This window comes from Streptomyces sp. NPDC002754 (assembly GCF_053592315.1).
Window position 1 is genome coordinate 277510 of the sequence record NZ_JBSFVM010000007.1, and the last position, 17090, is coordinate 294599.

Sequence of the window (17090 nt, forward strand, 5' to 3'; positions counted from 1 at the left end):
ATGACACACGAGTCCACGCAGCCTTTCCACCTGCCGCGCTTCTACATGCCGTACCAGGCCCGGCTCAATCCGCACCTGGACGGGGCGCGGGCCCATTCCACGGTGTGGGCCCGCGAGATGGGCATGCTGGAGGGCAGCGGCGTCTGGGACCAGGACGACCTGGACGCGCACGACTACGGCCTGTTGTGCGCGTACACGCACCCCGACTGCGACGGCCCGGCGCTCTCCTTGATCACCGACTGGTACGTGTGGGTCTTCTTCTTCGACGACCACTTCCTCGACATGTACAAGCGCACGAACGACCGCGCGGCCGGCAAGGCGCACCTGGACCGGCTGCCGCTGTTCATGCCGATGGAGCTCGACACCCCCGTGCCCGAGCCGGAGAACCCGGTCGAGGCGGGCCTCATCGACCTGTGGCGGCGCACCGTGCCCGCCATGTCGATGGACTGGCGGCGCCGCTTCGCGGAGTCGACCGAGCACCTCCTGAACGAGTCGATGTGGGAACTGTCCAACATCAACGAGGGGCGGATCTCCAACCCCGTCGAGTACATCGAGATGCGCCGCAAGGTGGGCGGCGCCCCCTGGTCGGCGGGCCTGGTGGAGTACGCGACCGCCGAAGTCCCGGCACCCGTCGCGCAGTCGAGGCCGCTGCGTGTCCTCATGGAGACGTTCGCCGACGCGGTGCACCTACGGAACGACCTCTTCTCCTACGAACGCGAGGTCATGGATGAGGGTGAACTCTCCAACGGCGTCCTGGTGTTGGAGACCTTCTTCGGCTGTACGACACAGGAGGCGGCCGAGGCCGTCAACGACGTACTGACTTCGCGGCTGCACCAGTTCGAGCACACCGCGCTCACCGAAGTGCCCGCCCTCTCCGTGGAGAAGGGGCTCACACCGGACCAGGTCGCCGCGGTCGCCGCGTACACGTGCGGACTGCAGGACTGGCAGTCCGGCGGCCACGAGTGGCACATGCGCTCCAGCCGCTACATGAACAAGGAGGCCACCGCGCGGTCCGAGCCGCCCCTGGGCGGGCCGAGCGGGCTCGGGACCGGCGCCACGGACGTACGGGCGCTGCTCGACGGGGTCGGAGCCGAGCGTCTGCGCGCGTACACGCACGTGCCGTTCCAGAAGGTCGGCCCCTCCCTGATCCCCGACATCCACATGCCGTTCGCCCTGACCCTCAACCCGGAGCTCGACGGCGCCCGCGCGCGGCTGCTCCCCTGGACGCACCGCATGGGCATCCTGGGGGAGGGTGTCTGGGACGAGGACAAACTCCGCGCCTACGACCTGCCGTTGTGCGCTGCGGGGCTCGACCCGGACGGTTCGGCCGAGGCGCTCGACCTCAGCTCCCAGTGGCTCGCCTGGGGCACCTACGGGGACGACTACTACCCGCTCGTCTTCGGCCACCGGAGGGACCTGGCCGCCGCCAAACTGTGCACCACGCGGCTCTCCGAGCGCATGCCCGTGACCGGCGAGGAGATCCCGCTCCCCGCCAACGCGATGGAGCGCGGCCTCGCCGACCTGTGGCGGCGCACCACGGCGGACATGGCCCCGGAGCAACGGCGCACCCTGAAGGCCGCCGTGGAGGTCATGACGGAGAGCTGGGTGTGGGAGGTCGCCAACCAGCTCCAGCACCGCATCCCCGACCCGGTCGACTACCTGGAGATGCGCCGCGCCACCTTCGGCTCCGACCTCACCCTGAGCCTGTGCCGGATGGGCCACGGGCCCGCCGTGCCGCCCGAGGTCTACCGCACAGGACCGGTGCGAGCCCTGGAGAACTCGGCGATCGACTACGCGTGCCTGCTCAACGACGTGTTCTCGTACCAGAAGGAAATCGAGTACGAGGGCGAGATCCACAACGCGATCCTGGTCGTGCAGAACTTCTTCGGCGCGGACTACCCGACGGGCGTCCGCATCGTGAACGACCTCATGACACAGCGCATGCGGCAGTTCGAGCACATCGTCGAGCACGAACTCCCCGTCCTCTACGAGGATTTCGGCCTCCACCGAGACGCGCGCACGGCCCTCGACGGCTATGTCGAGGACCTGCGGAACTGGATGGCGGGCATCCTCAACTGGCACCGAAACGTCGACCGGTACCGCGACGGCTGGCTCGCACGCCGCGCCCACGGCTTCGTCCCCGGCCGCGTCCCGGCGCCTCCGGTTCCGATTGGTTTCAAGAACCGCACGTCCGGATTGGGTGGTTCAGGGAACTTTGCTGGGACGTCAGCCGTCTTGTGAGGTGAGACGGCCGTTCATGGCCGGACAAGACGGCCGTTCGCGGCCGTGACGGGGAAGATGTGAGAACACACGGGGGTGTTCTTTTCATGACCGAAATTTTCGATCGCATCACGGACAGGCTCACCGGGGTCGAGGAGGCCGCGAGCGAGATCGCCGCGGCCGCCGTGGGGGAACTGGCGCCGTACGTGGCGCCGTTGACGGTGCCGCCGGTGCTGCGGCCCGACTCGGGTGATGTCCGACAGGAAACAGAGATCGCGCTGCGGCCCACGTGGCAGCGGCTGCACCCGCAGCTCCCGCCGACACTGATGTGGGGCTACGAGGGCACGGTGCCGGGCCCGACGATCGAGGTGCGGCGCGGGCAGCGCGTCCGCATCGCCTGGACGAACCGCATTCCCAAGGGCGGCGAGTACCCGGTGACGTCGGTGGAGGCGCCCACTCCGCCGACCGAGCCGGGACAGGACCCGCCGCCCCCGCCGACGACGCTGCCCGGCCGCGGCGGCGTCCCGGCGAACGCGGACGTGGCAGCGCTGCCCGCCTGGACCGTGACGCACCTGCACGGCGCGCAGACCGGCGGCGGCAACGACGGCTGGGCGGACAACGCGGTGGGCTTCGGCGACGCCCAGCTCTCCGAGTATCCGAACGACCACCAGGCGGTGCAGTGGTGGTACCACGACCACGCCATGAACATCACCAGGTGGAACGTGTACGCGGGCCTCTACGGGACGTACCTGGTCCGGGACGACGAGGAGGACGCCCTGGGGCTCCCCTCCGGGGAGCGGGAGATACCGCTGCTGCTCGCCGACCGGAACCTGGACACGGACGAGGACGGCAGGCTGAACGGCAGGCTGCTGCACAAGACCGTGATCGTCGACCCGGCGAACGAGGAGACGGGCAAGCCCGTCACCATCCCGTTCAGCGGCCCGTACACGACGGTCAACGGGCGGATCTGGCCCTACGCGCAGGTGGACGCGGGCTGGTACCGCTTCCGCCTGGTGAACGCGTCGAACGCGCGGATCTACAACCTGGTGCTCATCGATGAGGACGGCGACCCGCTGCCCGGCGTCGTGCACCAGATCGGCAGCGACGGCGGACTGCTTCCGCGGCCCGTCCCGATCGATTTCGATGAGGCGCTGCCGACGCTGCCCGTCGCGCCCGCCGAGCGCATGGACCTGCTCATCGACTTCGCGTCCCTCGCGGGCAAGCGGGTGCGCCTGGTCGACAAGGGGCGCAACGAGGCGCCGGGCGTGCCCGACGTGCCCGGCGATGTGCGCTACCCGCACGTCATGGAGTTCCGGGTGGGCGAGTGCGGTGACCAGGAGCCGTTCGTGCTGCCCGAGGTGCTGTCCGGGTCCTTCCGGAGGCTCACGCACGACATCGAGCACGGGCACCGGCTGATCGTCCTGACGCCGCCCGCGACCAAGGGCGGCGGTGGACACCCGGAGATCTGGGAGATGGAGGAGGTCACCGACGACGCCGAGGGCGCGGCGGGCGCCGATGACGTCCAGGTGCCCACAGACGGCGTCATCCAACTCATCGACGACAAGGGTGCGTTGAAGACGTACCGGCGCATCGCCCGGACCTTCAACGACGGGCTCGGCTTCACCATCGGTGAGGGCACCCACGAGCAGTGGAGCTTCCTCAACCTCGCGGTGAACCCGCCGGTCGTGCACCCGATGCACATCCACCTCGCCGACTTCCAGATACTCGGCCGGGATGTGTACGACGCCTCCGGGTTCGACGTCGAGGTGGGCGGCACGGTCAAGCCGGTCGCGTTCGACCCGAACTCGGTGATACCGCTGCCGCCCAACGAGCAGGGGCACAAGGACGTGTTCCGCGCCCTGCCCGGCCAGATGCTCCGCGTCATGGGCAGGTTCGACGGGGCGTACGGCCGGTTCATGTACCACTGCCACCTCCTGGAGCACGAGGACATGGGCATGATGCGGCCCTTCGTAGTGCTCCCGCCGGAAGCCCTGAAGTTCGACCACGGGGCCGGGCACGGCGGTGGCCACGGGGGCCACACCGGCTGATCGGCCGACCGGCCGACCGGGGAGTCACCTGGGGTACCGGGGTCGGTGTTCGAGCCGACCCCGGCACTCTCACTCGTTCGTGGATCGTCGTGGGCGTGCGCGGAGGGTAGGGCTCTGGCCGTGGCCGAACGGGCCAGGGACCGGAGGCGGGCGACCCATGGAACAGACTGCGTTGCGGCCCAAGTCGATGCCGGGAACCGGGGGCCGGGCATCGACCTCGGCGTCGGCCGCGACCTCGGCGTCGGCGTCGAGGCCGGAGCCGCCGAAGCCGTCGAGGCCCAGCGGGCCGGGTGCCGCCGGGCGGCGTGGCAGGCGCCTGTGCAGCGTGCTGTGCGGGCTGCTGTGCGCGGTGGTGCTCGTCCTTGCGGGCATCGGCCTCGGTACCGTGGGTGCCACCGTCATCGGCATGAGCAAGCTCGCCGAACTGAAGCGGCAGGCCCCGCCCGCGGCACGGCCCGCGGCCCCGCCGCCGAGCAGCCCCGCCGCCACGCCGGGGCCCGGCACGGCGCCCCCGCCGCCCGCGCCGCCGCTGTCGAGGGGCGGGCTCGGCGTGGAGGTCGTCGACGCCCCCAAGACGTCGGGCGCGCTCGTCGTGGCCGTGCACATCCCGGGCCCCGGCTACACCGGCGGCCTGGTCCGCGGCGACGTCCTGGTGGGCCTGGGCGGCCGGCGCGTCGGCTCAGCGCTCGACCTGGCGGCTCACGTGGACGACGTGGTGGACACCCGGCCGGGCCGGCAGGTGGCGGTCACGGTCCGGCACGCGAACGGGGAACTGCAGAAGCTTGCGGTCACACCGGGGGTGGTCACATGACGTCACACGACGTCCGGGTTCGGCGCGCGCCCCGCCCACGGCGCCTGAAATCATGGGCAGAGGTCGGTCTCGCGCCGCCCCGCGCCGCCGGGCAGGATGGCTGTCCGTACGACGCCCGCACCGCCATAGGCGCCCACCCGTACGAAAGGCCAGGACATGACGACCGGTACACCCGCGCCCTTCACCGCCGCCGACTACAAGGCCCGCATGGACCGTGCCGCGCAGTCCGCCGCAGCCGCGGGGCTCGCAGGGGTGCTGGTCGCGCCGGGCCCCGACCTCGTATGGCTCACCGGTTACCACGTGCCGGCCGACACCGAGCGGCTCACGCTCCTCGTGCTCGCGGCCGACCAGGAGCCCACACTCGTCGTGCCGACCCTGGAGGCACCGGACGCCGCCAAGGCCGCCGGCGCGCCCGCGATGACGCTGCGTGACTGGACCGACGGCAAGGACCCGTACGGCGTCACGGCCCCGCTGCTCGACGTGACGGGCCGCTTCGGGGTGAGCGACAACGCCTGGGCGATGCACCTGCTCGGCCTGCAGAAGACCCTGCCCGAGACCACGTACGTCTCGCTCACCGAGGCCCTTCCGATGCTGCGCGGCGTGAAGGACGCCGCCGAACTGGAGCGCCTCGCCGCCGCGGGCGCCGCGGCGGACGCCACGTACGAGGAGATCAAGAAGGTCGCCTTCGCGGGCCGCCGCGAGAACGACATCGCCGGTGAACTGTCCGAGCTGCTGAAGCGGTTCGGGCACTCGCAGGTCGACTTCACCGTCGTCGGCTCGGGCCCGAACGGCGCCAACCCGCACCACGAGGCGAGCGACCGCGTCATCCAGGACGGCGACATGGTGGTGCTCGACTTCGGCGGCCTCAAGCACGGCTACGGCTCCGACACCACGCGTACCGTGCACGTCGGCGAGCCGACCGACGAGGAGCGCCGGGTGCACGACATCGTCCGGGAGGCGCAGACCGCGGCCTGTGACGCGGTGCGGCCGGGGATCGCCTGCCAGGACGTCGACCGGGTCGCCCGCAAGATCATCACCGACGCCGGGTACGGCGAGTACTTCATCCACCGCACCGGGCACGGCATCGGCGTCACCACCCACGAACCGCCCTACATGATCGAGGGCGAGGAGCAGGAGCTGGTGCCCGGCATGTGCTTCTCCGTCGAACCCGGCATCTATCTGCCGGGCCGGTTCGGCGTCCGCGTCGAGGACATCGTGACCGTCACCGAGGACGGCGGCCGGCGCCTCAACGCGACGGCGCGCGAGCTGGCGATCGTGGGCTGAGCGGCCATGCCGTCGACCCCGCGGCAGCCCACTGCCGACGCCGTGCGCCGCGTCCTGGAGGCGATGCTTCCGGACGGCGGCGCCCCGCAGACGCGCCCCGTCACCGAGGGCGGCGAGCACTCCACGTGGTGGGTGGGTGAGAAGCACGTGCTGCGCCTCGCCACCGACCCGGTGATGTCCGCGCGGCTGCGGCGCGAGGTGCGCCTGCGTGACCTCGTACGCCACCACGTCCAGGTCGCCGTGCCCGCCTCCGTCGCCACGGGGGAGTGGGCGCCGGGCCTCGCCTGCACGCTCGACAAGCGGCTGCCCGGGGAGTCCGCGGAGGTCAGGGACGTCACCGCGGCGGGCGAGGAGGATCTCGCCGGGCTGCTCGCGGGGCTGCGCGCGGTGCCGGTCGCGCGGACCGGTCCCGTCGGCGTACCGAAGGTGCCGCCGCGCTCGCTGGAGAGCCTGCGCCGCGAGGCCGGCGCCGCGGCCCTGAAGCTGCACGCGGACGGCGAGTTCGAGGCCGAGCGGCTCGATCAGCTCTCCGCGCGGGCCGTCGCGCAACTCGCCCCGCAGTCCGGCACGGTGCTCGTCCACCACGACCTCAAGGGCGAACATCTGACGGTGTCGGCGGACGGCCGGGTGCGCGGTGTCCTCGACTGGGCCGACGCGGTCGTCGGTGATGCCGCGGAGGACATCGCCGGGCTCACCATCGCGGTCGGCGCGCGTGCCGCGGTCCGCTCCGCGACGCTGGCGGGGTACGGACCGCGGTCGTGCCTGCGGGGGCTGTGGCTGGCCCGCTGCGACGTCCTGGTACGGCTCGGGGACCGGTTGTACGGCGCCGACGACAGCCCAGTGGGCCTGCTGCGCGTGCAGGCGGAGCGGGCGTGGGAGGCGATCCTGCTGGAGCTGGTGTCGGAGGGCTGAGCGCCGACCCCCGCCACCCGTTCCTACGGCGCCACGGCGACCACGCAGGACTCCGGCGGGACCGTCAGCACGCCGTCCCTGCCCGGCAGTTCCACCGGCTCCCACGCGGCGAGCAGCCGCGCCACAGGACGTCCCAGCGGGATCGACACCGGGACGTCCGACAGGTTCACCGCCACCCGAAGGTCGCCGCGCCGGTAGGCGATCCACCGCGCCCGCTCGTCGTACGCGACCTTGACCGCCGCCAGATCCGGGTCCCGGAGGTCCGGGCGGGCGCGGCGCAGGGCGATGAGTTCGCGGTACCAGGCGAGCACGCGCGCGTGGTGGCCCGTTTCGCGCTCCTCCCAGTCCAGGCAGGAGCGCTCACGGGTGGCCGCGTCCTGCGGGTCCGGGACGTCCTCCTCGGCCCAGCCGTGCGCCGCGAACTCCCGCCGCCTGCCCTTGCGCACGGCGTCCGCGAGAGCGGCGTCGGTGTGGTCGGTGAAGTACTGCCAGGGCGTGCTCGCGGCCCACTCCTCGCCCATGAACAACATCGGCGTGAAGGGCCCGGTGAGCACGAGCGTCGCCGCGCATGCCAGCAGCCCGGGGCCGACGAGCGCGCCGAGGCGCTCGCCCCGCGCCCGGTTGCCGACCTGGTCGTGGCTCTGCGTGTAGGCGAGCAGCCGGTGCGCGGGGACGGCGGCGCGGTCCAGCGGTCGACCGTGGTGGCGGCCGCGGAACGTCGAGTACGTGCCGTCGTGGAAGAAGCCCTGCGTGAGCGTCTTGGCGAGTGCGGCCATCGGCTGCCGCGCGAAGTCCCCGTAGTAGCCCCGCCGTTCCCCGGTGACGGCCGCGTGCACGGCGTGGTGCACGTCGTCGTTCCACTGCGCGTGCAGCCCGAGCCCGCCCTCGGAGCGCGCGGTGATGACGCGCGGGTCGCCGAGGTCGGACTCGCCGACCAGGAACAGCGGCCGGCCGAGGCCCTCGGCGAGCGCGTCCACGGCCGCCGAGAGCTCCTCCAGGAACGGCAGGGCGCGCCCGTCGTGGAGCTCGTGGATCGCGTCGAGCCGCAGCCCGTCGATCCGGTAGTCGCGCAGCCAGGCGAGCGCGCTGCCGATCAGGTACGCGCGCACCTCGTCGGAGCCGGGCGCGTCCAGGTTCACCGCGCTTCCCCACGGCGTGTGGTGAGTGTCGGTGAAGTACGGGCCGAACGCCGGCAGATGGTTGCCGGAAGGGCCCAGGTGGTTGTGCACGACGTCGAGCACGACCCCGAGGCCGTGCTCGTGCGCGCTGTCGACAAAACGCTTCAGCGCCTCGGGCCCGCCGTACGGTTCGTGCACGGCCCACGGGCCGACCCCGTCGTAGCCCCAGCCGTGCCGCCCCGGCATGGGGCACAGCGGCATCAACTCCACGTGCGTGACGCCCAGGTCGGCGAGGTGGCCGAGCCGTGCCGCGGCGGCGTCGAGCGTGCCCTCCTCCGTGTACGTGCCCACATGGAGCTCGTACAGGACCGCTCCGGGCAGCCCGCGCCCGGGCCGGTCGGAACGCCACGCGTACCGCCTGTGGTCGACGACGGCGCTGAGCCCGTCCGGGCCCTCGGGCTGCCGCCGCGAGCGCGGGTCGGGCAGCACGGGCCCGCCGTCGACCGCGAAGCCGTACCGCGTGCCGTCCGCGGCCTCCGCCTCGCCGGACCACCACCCGTCCCCGCGGTACGGGTCACGCGCCAACGCGTGCGTGGTGCCCTGTTCGTCCTCGGCGCCCCGGATCTCGGTGCCCCGAACCTCGGCGCCCCGAATGTGGAGCGTTACCTGCTCCGCCTGTGGTGCCCACACCTCGAACTGCACGGACCGTTCCCCCTCGTGACCGGATGCCTGCCGACAGTGACGACTGAGTTCCATGGTGCGTCAGTTGTGATCGCCGCGGGGCCGTTTTGCACCGCTGGGGCACGTGTCACACGAACTCGAGGCCCCGTCGGGCGAAGTTGACGCGCTCTCACACGAAGCTGACGCGCTTCCACGCCACCGGGCCCCGCGTGGGCGCCCGGTTTTCTGGACACCTCGGCCTCCGCTGCCCGACAATTCCCTCTGTGACGTCCTCTTTTGAACACCACACACATCCCGCTCGGCTCTCGGACGCCGAGCGGGACCGTGCGCTGAAGGTGCTCAGGGACGGCGTCGCCCTCGGCAGGCTCTCGCACGACACGTTCGTACGCCGCATGGAGCTGGTGTTCACCGCCCGGCGGACCGAGGAGCTCGACCGGCTCACCGCCGATCTGCACCAGGAGAGCCGCTTGTCCCGGGCGCTGTTCGGCGCCGTGGGGGCGGTCTCCGGGTTCACCGAGAAGCTGCGCAGGGCGTGGACCGTGGAGCGGCTGCCGAAGCTCCTCCTGCCGCCGGCCGCCTCCCCGTACCCGCTGCGCATCGGCCGCGACCCGGCGAACGGGCTGCGGCTGAGCCACGACACCGTCTCGCGGGTGCACGCCGAGCTGAGCCGGCAGGCCGGCCTGTGGGTGCTGCGCGACCTCGGCTCCACCAACGGCACGTCGGTGAACGGGCGCAGGGTGATCGGCGCCGCGGTCGTCAAGGGCGGCGATCAGGTCGCCTTCGGGCGCATGGCGTTCCGGCTGTCCGTCGACTGACCCGGGCGCGCGTGTGACCCGTGCGCGTGCTCACCCGCGCGCGTGCCGCACCGCCGCCACCGTCGTCCGCGCCTGATGCTCTATCTGGTGGGCGACGGGCACCCACCGCGCACCGAACCGCTCGGCGTACACCTCGCACCACCGCGTGACAAGGGCGTCGAGGCGGGGCGCCGCCAGGTCGTCGGCCTCCTCCAGGACCCGCAGGAGCATCGCCGCGGCCCGCAGCGGAAGCCGCCGGGCGAACGCGTCGATACTGCCGATGTACGCCATCGTGGCGCCGGGCGGCGGCGGTTGGACCCAGTCGTCCGCGAGCCCCGGCACCAGGCCCAGCGCCCAGCAGGCCGCGCCGAGGAGCGGCCCGCCGGTGTCCGGGAGCCGGGGCATGGCCTCCGCGAGGATCTCCTCCACGAGCCGGGTGTCGCGGCTGAGCCGGGCCGACAGGCGCCCCAGCGCCCGCTCCGGCGCGGGGTGCGGGGCCGGGTCGTCGACCAGGTCGCTGGCCCACATCGGGACCTCCACGATCGCCGTGGAGCCGCCGTAGCGGTGCGCGTGGTGCCACGTCGACAGGCGGGCGTCGTCGGGCAGGCTCGGGAACGCGGCCTGCGCGTCCAGGTCCGGCATCACATGGACGCCGCGCCCCGACGTCGGCCAGCCCGCCGCGTCCGACGCCCCGGTCTCCACCGGTATGTGCAGCTCGGCGGCCGACTTGGCGAAGGGCTCTGCGAGCCCCGGTATGTCCCGCGTCAACTGCACCCAGCTGCCGCCCAGTTCGGTGCCGTGCAGGGACACCTGGAGGTAGGGCCGCACCTCGTCGATCACGCCGACCAGGGTCCTCGTCTCCGGAGGGAGCCGGTCCGGAGGCAGCACGGAAGGCGACCACTCCGGCTGCTCCGCGCCCGTGGGCCTGAAGAAGCCCCGGTGGTAGTCGAGCAGCGAGTGCGGCTCCGGGGCGTTGTGCAGGGCCGCGCCGTCCGGGTCCGCGCACAACAGGAAGTGCCACGACCGGTCGGTCCGCAACTCCCGGTCGAAGAGCGCCTTTTCGGCCAGGTGCAGCGCCGTGGGCCCACCCGTGGGCTCATTGGCGTGCGCCCCCGCCACGATGAGGACGGCGCGCCGGTCGTGCCCGACGGACAGCAGGTGCAGGGGGCGTCCTCCGCGCGACGTGCCGACCTGACGTAGGCGACACAGGTCAGGTCGGTGAGACGCCAGCTCCCGCGCTGACTGGACCAACTCGGCCGAGGTGGGGTACCGCTGCTCCGACAGGTGACTCACCCCCGTTGGTGCTCCCGGCGTCAGCAATCCGCAGTACCCCATGCTCCGCTCCATGTGTCAAGAAGGCCTATACAGCGGCCCCGGGCCGCTCGGCAGGGGAGAGTTCACGCCACCGCGGCCCGGCGCAGGTCAGACCCGTGCGTCACTCTGAGTCACCGCTGTCACTCGTACGGTGGAACGGAGGCTGCGTGACGAAGGCCTCGGTGGTGCGCTGGGAAGAGCCGCGCGCAGCGACCGGTGCGCGCCCCGGTACAGAGTGGAGTCCCGCGGTGCTGTGCCCTTCCGGACCGGTCTCGTATCCCGACGCACCGGGCTCCTACCCCCGCCCGGGGGTCGCGACGCAACTCCCGAGCCTCGCCTCGCCGCGGACCGCCCACGATCCGTTCCCGCTGTACCGCACGCTGCGGGCCACTCACCCGCTGCACCTCGACGAACCGTTCGGCGCGTGGCTCCTCAGCCGCTACGTGGACGTGCGTACGGCGCTCGCCGACCCCCGGCTGGTCGCGCCGCCTCCCGGCCGCACCTTCGCCCACCTGGAAGACGACACGCTCACCGCCCAGCGCGCACTCCTCGCCCCGGCTCTCCAGGGGCGCGCGTTGGCCACCCTGAAGGCGAGCATCGAACGCACCGCCTACGTACTCGCGCGCCGCCTCGCCCGGCGCCACGAGGCCGACCTGGTCGAGGAGTTCTGCCACTGGCTGCCCGCCGCGGCCGTCGTCCGTGCGCTGGGCCTGCCCTACGAGGGCACCGCGCACGTCGCCGCCCTGTGCCGTGCGGGGCTCACCCACCTGGGCGGCGCCCCAGAGGCCCTGGACGCCTTCCTGCGCCCGCAGATCGCCCGCCGCCGCGCGCACCCCAAGGACGACCTCCTGAGTGCCCTGTGCGCCGCGCGGATCGACGGGCGGCCACTGTCCGACGACACGGTCTGCGGGCTCGCCGCGACGCTCCTCGGGGCGGGCGGGGACGCCACCGACCGGGCCCTCGCCGCGCTCCTCGCCAACCTCCTCGACCACCCCGAGCAGTTGGCGCTTGTACGGGCCCGCCCCGAACTCGTCGACGCCGCCTGGGCCGAGTCGCTGCGCCGCGACCCCGCCGCCCACGTCGTCCTGCGTCGGGCCCTCGCGCCCGTCCCGGTGAGCGGCGGCACGATACCGGCGGGCGCCACGGTCGCGTGCCTGGTCGGCGCGGCGGGCAGGGACGCGATCCGGTTCCCCGACCCCGACCGCTACGACCTGTTCCGCGCGGCTCCCGGGCAGCTGGCCCACGGCACCGGGCGGCACCGCTGCCCGGGCGTCCAACTCGCCCGCCTCACCGCCGACGCGGGCCTGCGCGCCCTGCTGACGGAGCTGCCGTCGATGGCCTGGGCGCCGGGCTTCCGACCCGCCTACGAGGGCCTGCTCACCCGCTCTCCCACGGCTCTCCTCGTACGGCTGCAAGGAGGCCGCGCCGAGGCCTGAGGCGTCATGCGAACCTACGTATCCGGGACGCCGCCTTTCGTGGCATCACCGCATGCGTGCACGCACGCGTGCCTCGTTAACGTCGGACGATGCCTGGTACATCGAACAAGACCGGTGGCACGCTCGACGCGTACCGCAAGGTGCTCGCGGCGACGGGACGCCCGCTGCCCGTCGTGTCGTTCCTCGGGCGGCTCCCGGTCGCGGTGATCCAGTTCGGCAGCGTCCTACTGGTGACCCGCACCAGCGGCTCCCTCGCGACCGGTGGCGTCGTCGCCTGCGCCCTCGCGCTCGGCCAGGTGGCCATGGGGCCGTTCGTCGGGCGGCTTGCGGACCGGCGTGGCCAGCGCCCCGTCGTCCTCGTCCTCGCGCTGCTCAACGGGCTCGCGATCGCCGCCTACACGCTGGGCGCCCTCGCCGGCCTGCCGACGGCGGCGCTGATCGCGCTCGGGGTCCTCGCGGGCGCCACCGTCCCCGGAGTCGGTCCTCTCGCGCGTGCGCGTGGGGTCGCGCTCGTGCGCCGTGAGGGCGGCGACGAGCGGGTGGTGAACGCCCTGCTGTCCCTGGAGTCCACCATGGACGAGCTCAGCTTCGTCCTCGGCCCCGCGCTCATCGGGATCGCCTCCGTAGTGGCGCACCCCGCCTACGCGTTCGGCGCGGCCGCGCTCCTCGTCGCGGTCTGCGGAACCGCGTTCGCGCTGCACCCGAGCGCCACGGCGGTGCCGCCCGCCCCGGCGGACACGCGGCCACGCGCGGGTACGGACCGGCCACGGCTGCCGCGCCAGGTCCACGTGGTGCGCGCCGGGCTCGTCCTCCTCGGCATCCTGCTCGGCGGCTGCGGCGCCGGAATCACCGCACTCACCGAGGAGTTGGGACACGGTGACCAGGCCGGGCTCGTCTACGCCGCCATGGGCGTCATGAGCGCCGTCGCCGGCCTGTCCATGGCGGCGGTGCCCGCCCGGTTCACGCTGCGGGCCCGCTGGCGCGTCGCCACCGCGGCCGCCGCCCTCCTGTCGCTCCCGCTCATCGTCACGCATTCCATGACGCTCCTGTACGTCGTGGTGACCGCCTTCGGTGCCCTGTTCGCCCCGAACCTGATCACCGGGTTCGGACTCACCGAACACGCCGTGCCGCGCGAACGGCTCGGCGAGGGCATGACGGCCGCCGTGAGCGCGTTCGTCGGCGGACAGGCCGTCACCCTCGCCGTGGCGGGCCGTCTCGCGCAGACCCACGGGGCCGCTGCCGCCTTCGCGGTGGGCAGTGTGGCCGCCGGGGCCGCCTTCCTCGTCGCGCTGCGCGTACGGCCCCTCCAGGGGCCGGGCGAGACGGCTACGCCGGCCGTTGCAACACCGTGAGGCTGCGGCCCTGCAAGGTGACTCGGTCACCGGCCTGCACCTTCGGGTCCTCGCCTGCCGCAAGACCTTCGGGCAGCGCCGTGTCGACGACGGCGTGCCACTGGCGCCCGTGGTCGACCGGGACCACGAACTCCTGTGGCTGCGGCGAGGCGTTGAACAGCAGCAGGAACGAGTCGTCCTGGATGCGCTCGCCGCGAGCGCCGGGTTCCGAGATCGCGTTGCCGTTGAGGAACACGGACAGGGCGCGGGCCTGCGCCGCACCCCAGTCCCGCTGCGTCATCTCCTCGCCCTCCGGGGTGAACCACGCGATGTCCGACAGGTCGTCGTGCGTGCCCTCGACCGGACGGCCGTGGAAGAAGCGCCGCCTGCGGAACACCGGATGGTCGCTGCGCAGCCGCACCATCGCGCGCGTGAACTCCAGGAACGGATCCGGCGCGTCGTCGGGCCCGGCCCAGCGCACCCACGCCACCTCGTTGTCCTGGCAATAGGCGTTGTTGTTGCCGCCCTGGGTGCGCCCGAACTCGTCGCCGTGGCTGAGCATCGGGACACCCTGCGACAGCATCAACGTAGCGATGAAGTTGCGCATTTGGCGGGCTCGCAGGTCGAGCACCGCCGCGTCGTCGGTCCCGCCCTCGGCGCCGCAGTTCCACGACCGGTTGTGGCTCTCGCCGTCGCGATTGCCCTCCCCGTTGGCGTCGTTGTGCTTGTCGTTGTACGACACCAGGTCGCGCAGGGTGAAACCGTCGTGGCAGGTCACGAAGTTTATGGAGGCGAGCGGGCGGCGTCCGTCGTCCTGGTAGAGATCCGAAGAGCCGGTCAGCCGGCCCGCGAACTCGGCGAGTGTGCGCGGTTCGCCACGCCACAAGTCCCGTACGGTGTCACGGTACTTGCCGTTCCACTCGGTCCACAGGGGCGGAAAATTTCCCACCTGGTAGCCGCCCTCGCCGACGTCCCAGGGCTCCGCGATCAGCTTCACGCGGGAGACCACCGGGTCCTGCTGCACCAGGTCGAAGAACGACGACAGGCGGTCCACTTCGTGGAACTGTCGGGCCAGGGTGGCGGCCAGGTCGAAGCGGAACCCGTCGACGTGCATCTCCTCGACCCAGTAGCGCAGCGAATCCATGATCATCTGGAGTACGTGCGGGGACCGCATCAGGAGCGAGTTGCCCGTCCCCGTGGTGTCCATGTAGTAATGCGGGTCGTCGGTCAACCTGTAGTAGGACGGATTGTCGAGGCCCTTGAAGGACAGTGTCGGACCCAGGTGGTTGCCTTCGGCCGTGTGGTTGTAGACCACGTCCAGAATGACTTCGATTCCGGCCTGGTGCAGCGCCCGCACCGCGGACTTGAACTCCAGTACCTGCTCGCCCCGGTCGCCCCACGACGCGTACATGTTGTGCGGGGCGAAGAAGCCGATCGTGTTGTAGCCCCAGTAGTTGGTCAGCCCCATCTTGGCCAGGCGGTCGTCATTGACGAACTGGTGCACCGGCATCAACTCCAGTGCGGTGACGCCCAGTTCCGTGAGGTGGTCGATGACCGCAGGATGTGCGAGCGCCGCGTACGTGCCGCGCAGCTCCTCCGGCAGCGAAGGGTGCCGCATCGTCAGGCCCTTCACGTGCGCCTCGTAGAGCACCGTCTCGTGGTACTCCGTGCGCGGCAGCCGGTCGTCGCCCCAGTCGAAGTACGGATTGACCACCACCGACGCCATCGTGTGCGGCGCCGAGTCCAGGTCGTTGCGCTCGTCCGGTGCGTCGAACGGGTAGCCGTACACCGACTCGTTCCACTCGATCCGCCCGCTGATGGCGCGCGCGTACGGGTCGAGGAGCAGCTTCGCCGAGTTGCAGCGCAGGCCGCGCGCGGGCTCGTACGGGCCGTGCGCCCGGTACCCGTAGCGCTGCCCCGGCATGATCCCCGGCAGGTATGCGTGCCGCACGAAGGCGTCGGCCTCCCGCAGTTCCACGGCGGTCTCCGAGCCGTCGTCGTGCAACAGGCACAGCTCGACACGGTCGGCGGCCTCCGAGAAGACCGCGAAGTTCGTCCCGGCACCGTCGTACGCGGCACCCAGTGGATACGCCTGTCCAGGCCAGACCTGCATGCTGACGACTCTTCCTTCCCGAACTCTCCACTAAGTAAGAACTCTCCACTACGTAAGAGCACGGGATACCCCAACCACCCGGCGGTCCGGGCGGCATCGGACACTCTCTGCCCGAATGTGAGGCAACCACACGGGAGTTGGAACGCTCTTACCTGACGACCACGTCGGTCCGGCATGCCCTCGACCGGGGCTGCCGGGGAAGTTGGGGGAAGATGTGCGCACAACTGTAAGACGCCATCTCGGGAAGCTGATGGCGGTGGGGGCGCTCGCGATCGCGGGCGTTGCCGTCGCGGTCGGTGTGACACTGCCGGAGGACGGCGGGAACGACATGACCAGGGCGGGGGCCGCACAGCAGGACGCGGTGGCCCCGGAGGGCACCGTGGAGCCCGCGCCTGCACAGGACGCGAAGGGGGTGGGGCGCGATCCGCTCACGGACGCGGAGACGGACCGCGCCGAGAAGCTGGCGACAGCGCCTGCCGCTCTGCGGCTCGACGCGCGGGACGTGGAGGGCGACCGAGGCCCCCAGCACCTGTCGACGAACCTGACAGAGGTCGACCCGGGCCTCAGTGACGCCGCCGCGGGCGAACGCCGCGCCGACGTCGTCTACTACGACTACAAGAGCGACTCCGTCGTCACGAAGACGGTGAACCTCGACACGGGGAAGGTCGAGGACAGCAGGACCGACCAGGGCGTGCAGCCGCCGCCCAGCCAGGGCGAACTCGCGGAGGCGGCACAGCTGTTGATCGCCGACCCGCTGGGCGCCGACCTGAAGGGCGACTACAAGGACGCCACCGGCAAGCAGCTCGCGAAGCCGGACCAGCTGCAGCTGAGCGGCATGGTGTTCCGCAAGAAGACCGTCGCGAACGTCCCCGCAGGACTCAAGGAGTGCGGTGAGCACCGTTGCCTGCGCGTCATCACCAAGGTCGTCAACGGACCGTGGATCGACACCCGCGATCTCATCGTCGACCTGAGCGCCCGCACCGTCTCCCGCCTCGGCTGAGGACTCCGCCGACCTCTCCTCCACGAAG

12 protein-coding genes are annotated in these 17090 nt (G+C 72.0%); 9 read left to right on the forward strand and 3 right to left on the reverse strand.

Translation table 11 applies throughout. The features are described from left to right. The 5 genes from cyc2 to ACWD2L_RS18410 all read left to right on the forward strand — a co-directional run bounded on the left by cyc2 (position 1) and on the right by ACWD2L_RS18410 (position 7275). Positions 1–2241 carry a germacradienol/geosmin synthase Cyc2 gene (gene cyc2 / locus ACWD2L_RS18390; protein WP_351331634.1) on the forward strand — a complete coding sequence of 747 codons (2241 nt, stop codon included), beginning with the start codon at positions 1–3 and terminating at the stop codon, positions 2239–2241. 86 nt (positions 2242–2327) lie between these two features. Continuing rightward, positions 2328–4268 (forward strand): O-aminophenol oxidase PhsA, encoded by a 1941-nt coding sequence (gene phsA / locus ACWD2L_RS18395; protein WP_351331636.1) that lies wholly within the window; start codon positions 2328–2330, stop codon positions 4266–4268. Between the two features lie 157 nt (positions 4269–4425). Next, a complete protein-coding gene (locus ACWD2L_RS18400) occupies positions 4426–5079 on the forward strand; it encodes a S1C family serine protease (RefSeq protein WP_351331638.1) in 654 nt (217 codons plus the stop codon). Between the two features lie 156 nt (positions 5080–5235). Next, positions 5236–6363: an aminopeptidase P family protein gene (locus ACWD2L_RS18405; RefSeq protein WP_351331640.1), complete on the forward strand. Its 1128-nt coding sequence runs from the start codon at positions 5236–5238 to the stop codon at positions 6361–6363. Between the two features lie 6 nt (positions 6364–6369). Then, positions 6370–7275 (forward strand): aminoglycoside phosphotransferase family protein, encoded by a 906-nt coding sequence (locus ACWD2L_RS18410; protein ID WP_351331642.1) that lies wholly within the window; start codon positions 6370–6372, stop codon positions 7273–7275. 23 nt (positions 7276–7298) lie between these two features. On the opposite strand, the gene treZ is transcribed toward ACWD2L_RS18410, so the two are convergent. After that, positions 7299–9095 (reverse strand): malto-oligosyltrehalose trehalohydrolase, encoded by a 1797-nt coding sequence (gene treZ, locus ACWD2L_RS18415; RefSeq protein WP_351331644.1) that lies wholly within the window; start codon positions 9093–9095, stop codon positions 7299–7301. Between the two features lie 242 nt (positions 9096–9337). Here treZ and ACWD2L_RS18420 point away from each other — a divergent pair, with 242 nt between their 5' ends. Next, on the forward strand, positions 9338–9889 hold the full coding sequence (locus ACWD2L_RS18420; RefSeq protein ID WP_351331646.1) for a DUF1707 and FHA domain-containing protein: 552 nt from the start codon (positions 9338–9340) through the stop codon (positions 9887–9889). A 30-nt stretch (positions 9890–9919) separates the two neighbouring features. Here ACWD2L_RS18420 and ACWD2L_RS18425 read toward each other — a convergent pair whose 3' ends face one another. Beyond that, positions 9920–11161: a M14 family zinc carboxypeptidase gene (locus ACWD2L_RS18425; protein ID WP_351331647.1), complete on the reverse strand. Its 1242-nt coding sequence runs from the start codon at positions 11159–11161 to the stop codon at positions 9920–9922. A gap of 188 nt (positions 11162–11349) precedes the next feature. Between ACWD2L_RS18425 and ACWD2L_RS18430 the strand changes: the two genes are divergently transcribed. Next, the gene (locus tag ACWD2L_RS18430) at positions 11350–12618 is read left to right on the forward strand and encodes a cytochrome P450 (RefSeq protein WP_351331649.1); all 1269 of its coding nucleotides are present in this window, start codon (positions 11350–11352) and stop codon (positions 12616–12618) included. An 89-nt stretch (positions 12619–12707) separates the two neighbouring features. Then, entirely contained in the window at positions 12708–13970 is a 1263-nt protein-coding gene (locus ACWD2L_RS18435; protein ID WP_351331651.1) for an MFS transporter, read from the forward strand. Here the strand turns inward: ACWD2L_RS18435 and glgX are convergent. After that, positions 13945–16062, reverse strand: a complete 2118-nt coding sequence (gene glgX, locus ACWD2L_RS18440; RefSeq protein ID WP_351331653.1) for a glycogen debranching protein GlgX — start codon at positions 16060–16062, stop codon at positions 13945–13947. The two genes, ACWD2L_RS18435 and glgX, sit on opposite strands and share 26 nt — an antisense overlap. Positions 16063–16276: 214 nt before the next feature. Here glgX and ACWD2L_RS18445 point away from each other — a divergent pair, with 214 nt between their 5' ends. Further along, positions 16277–17062, forward strand: a complete 786-nt coding sequence (locus ACWD2L_RS18445; RefSeq protein WP_351331655.1) for a Tat pathway signal sequence domain protein — start codon at positions 16277–16279, stop codon at positions 17060–17062. The last annotated feature ends 28 nt before the right edge of the window (positions 17063–17090 follow it).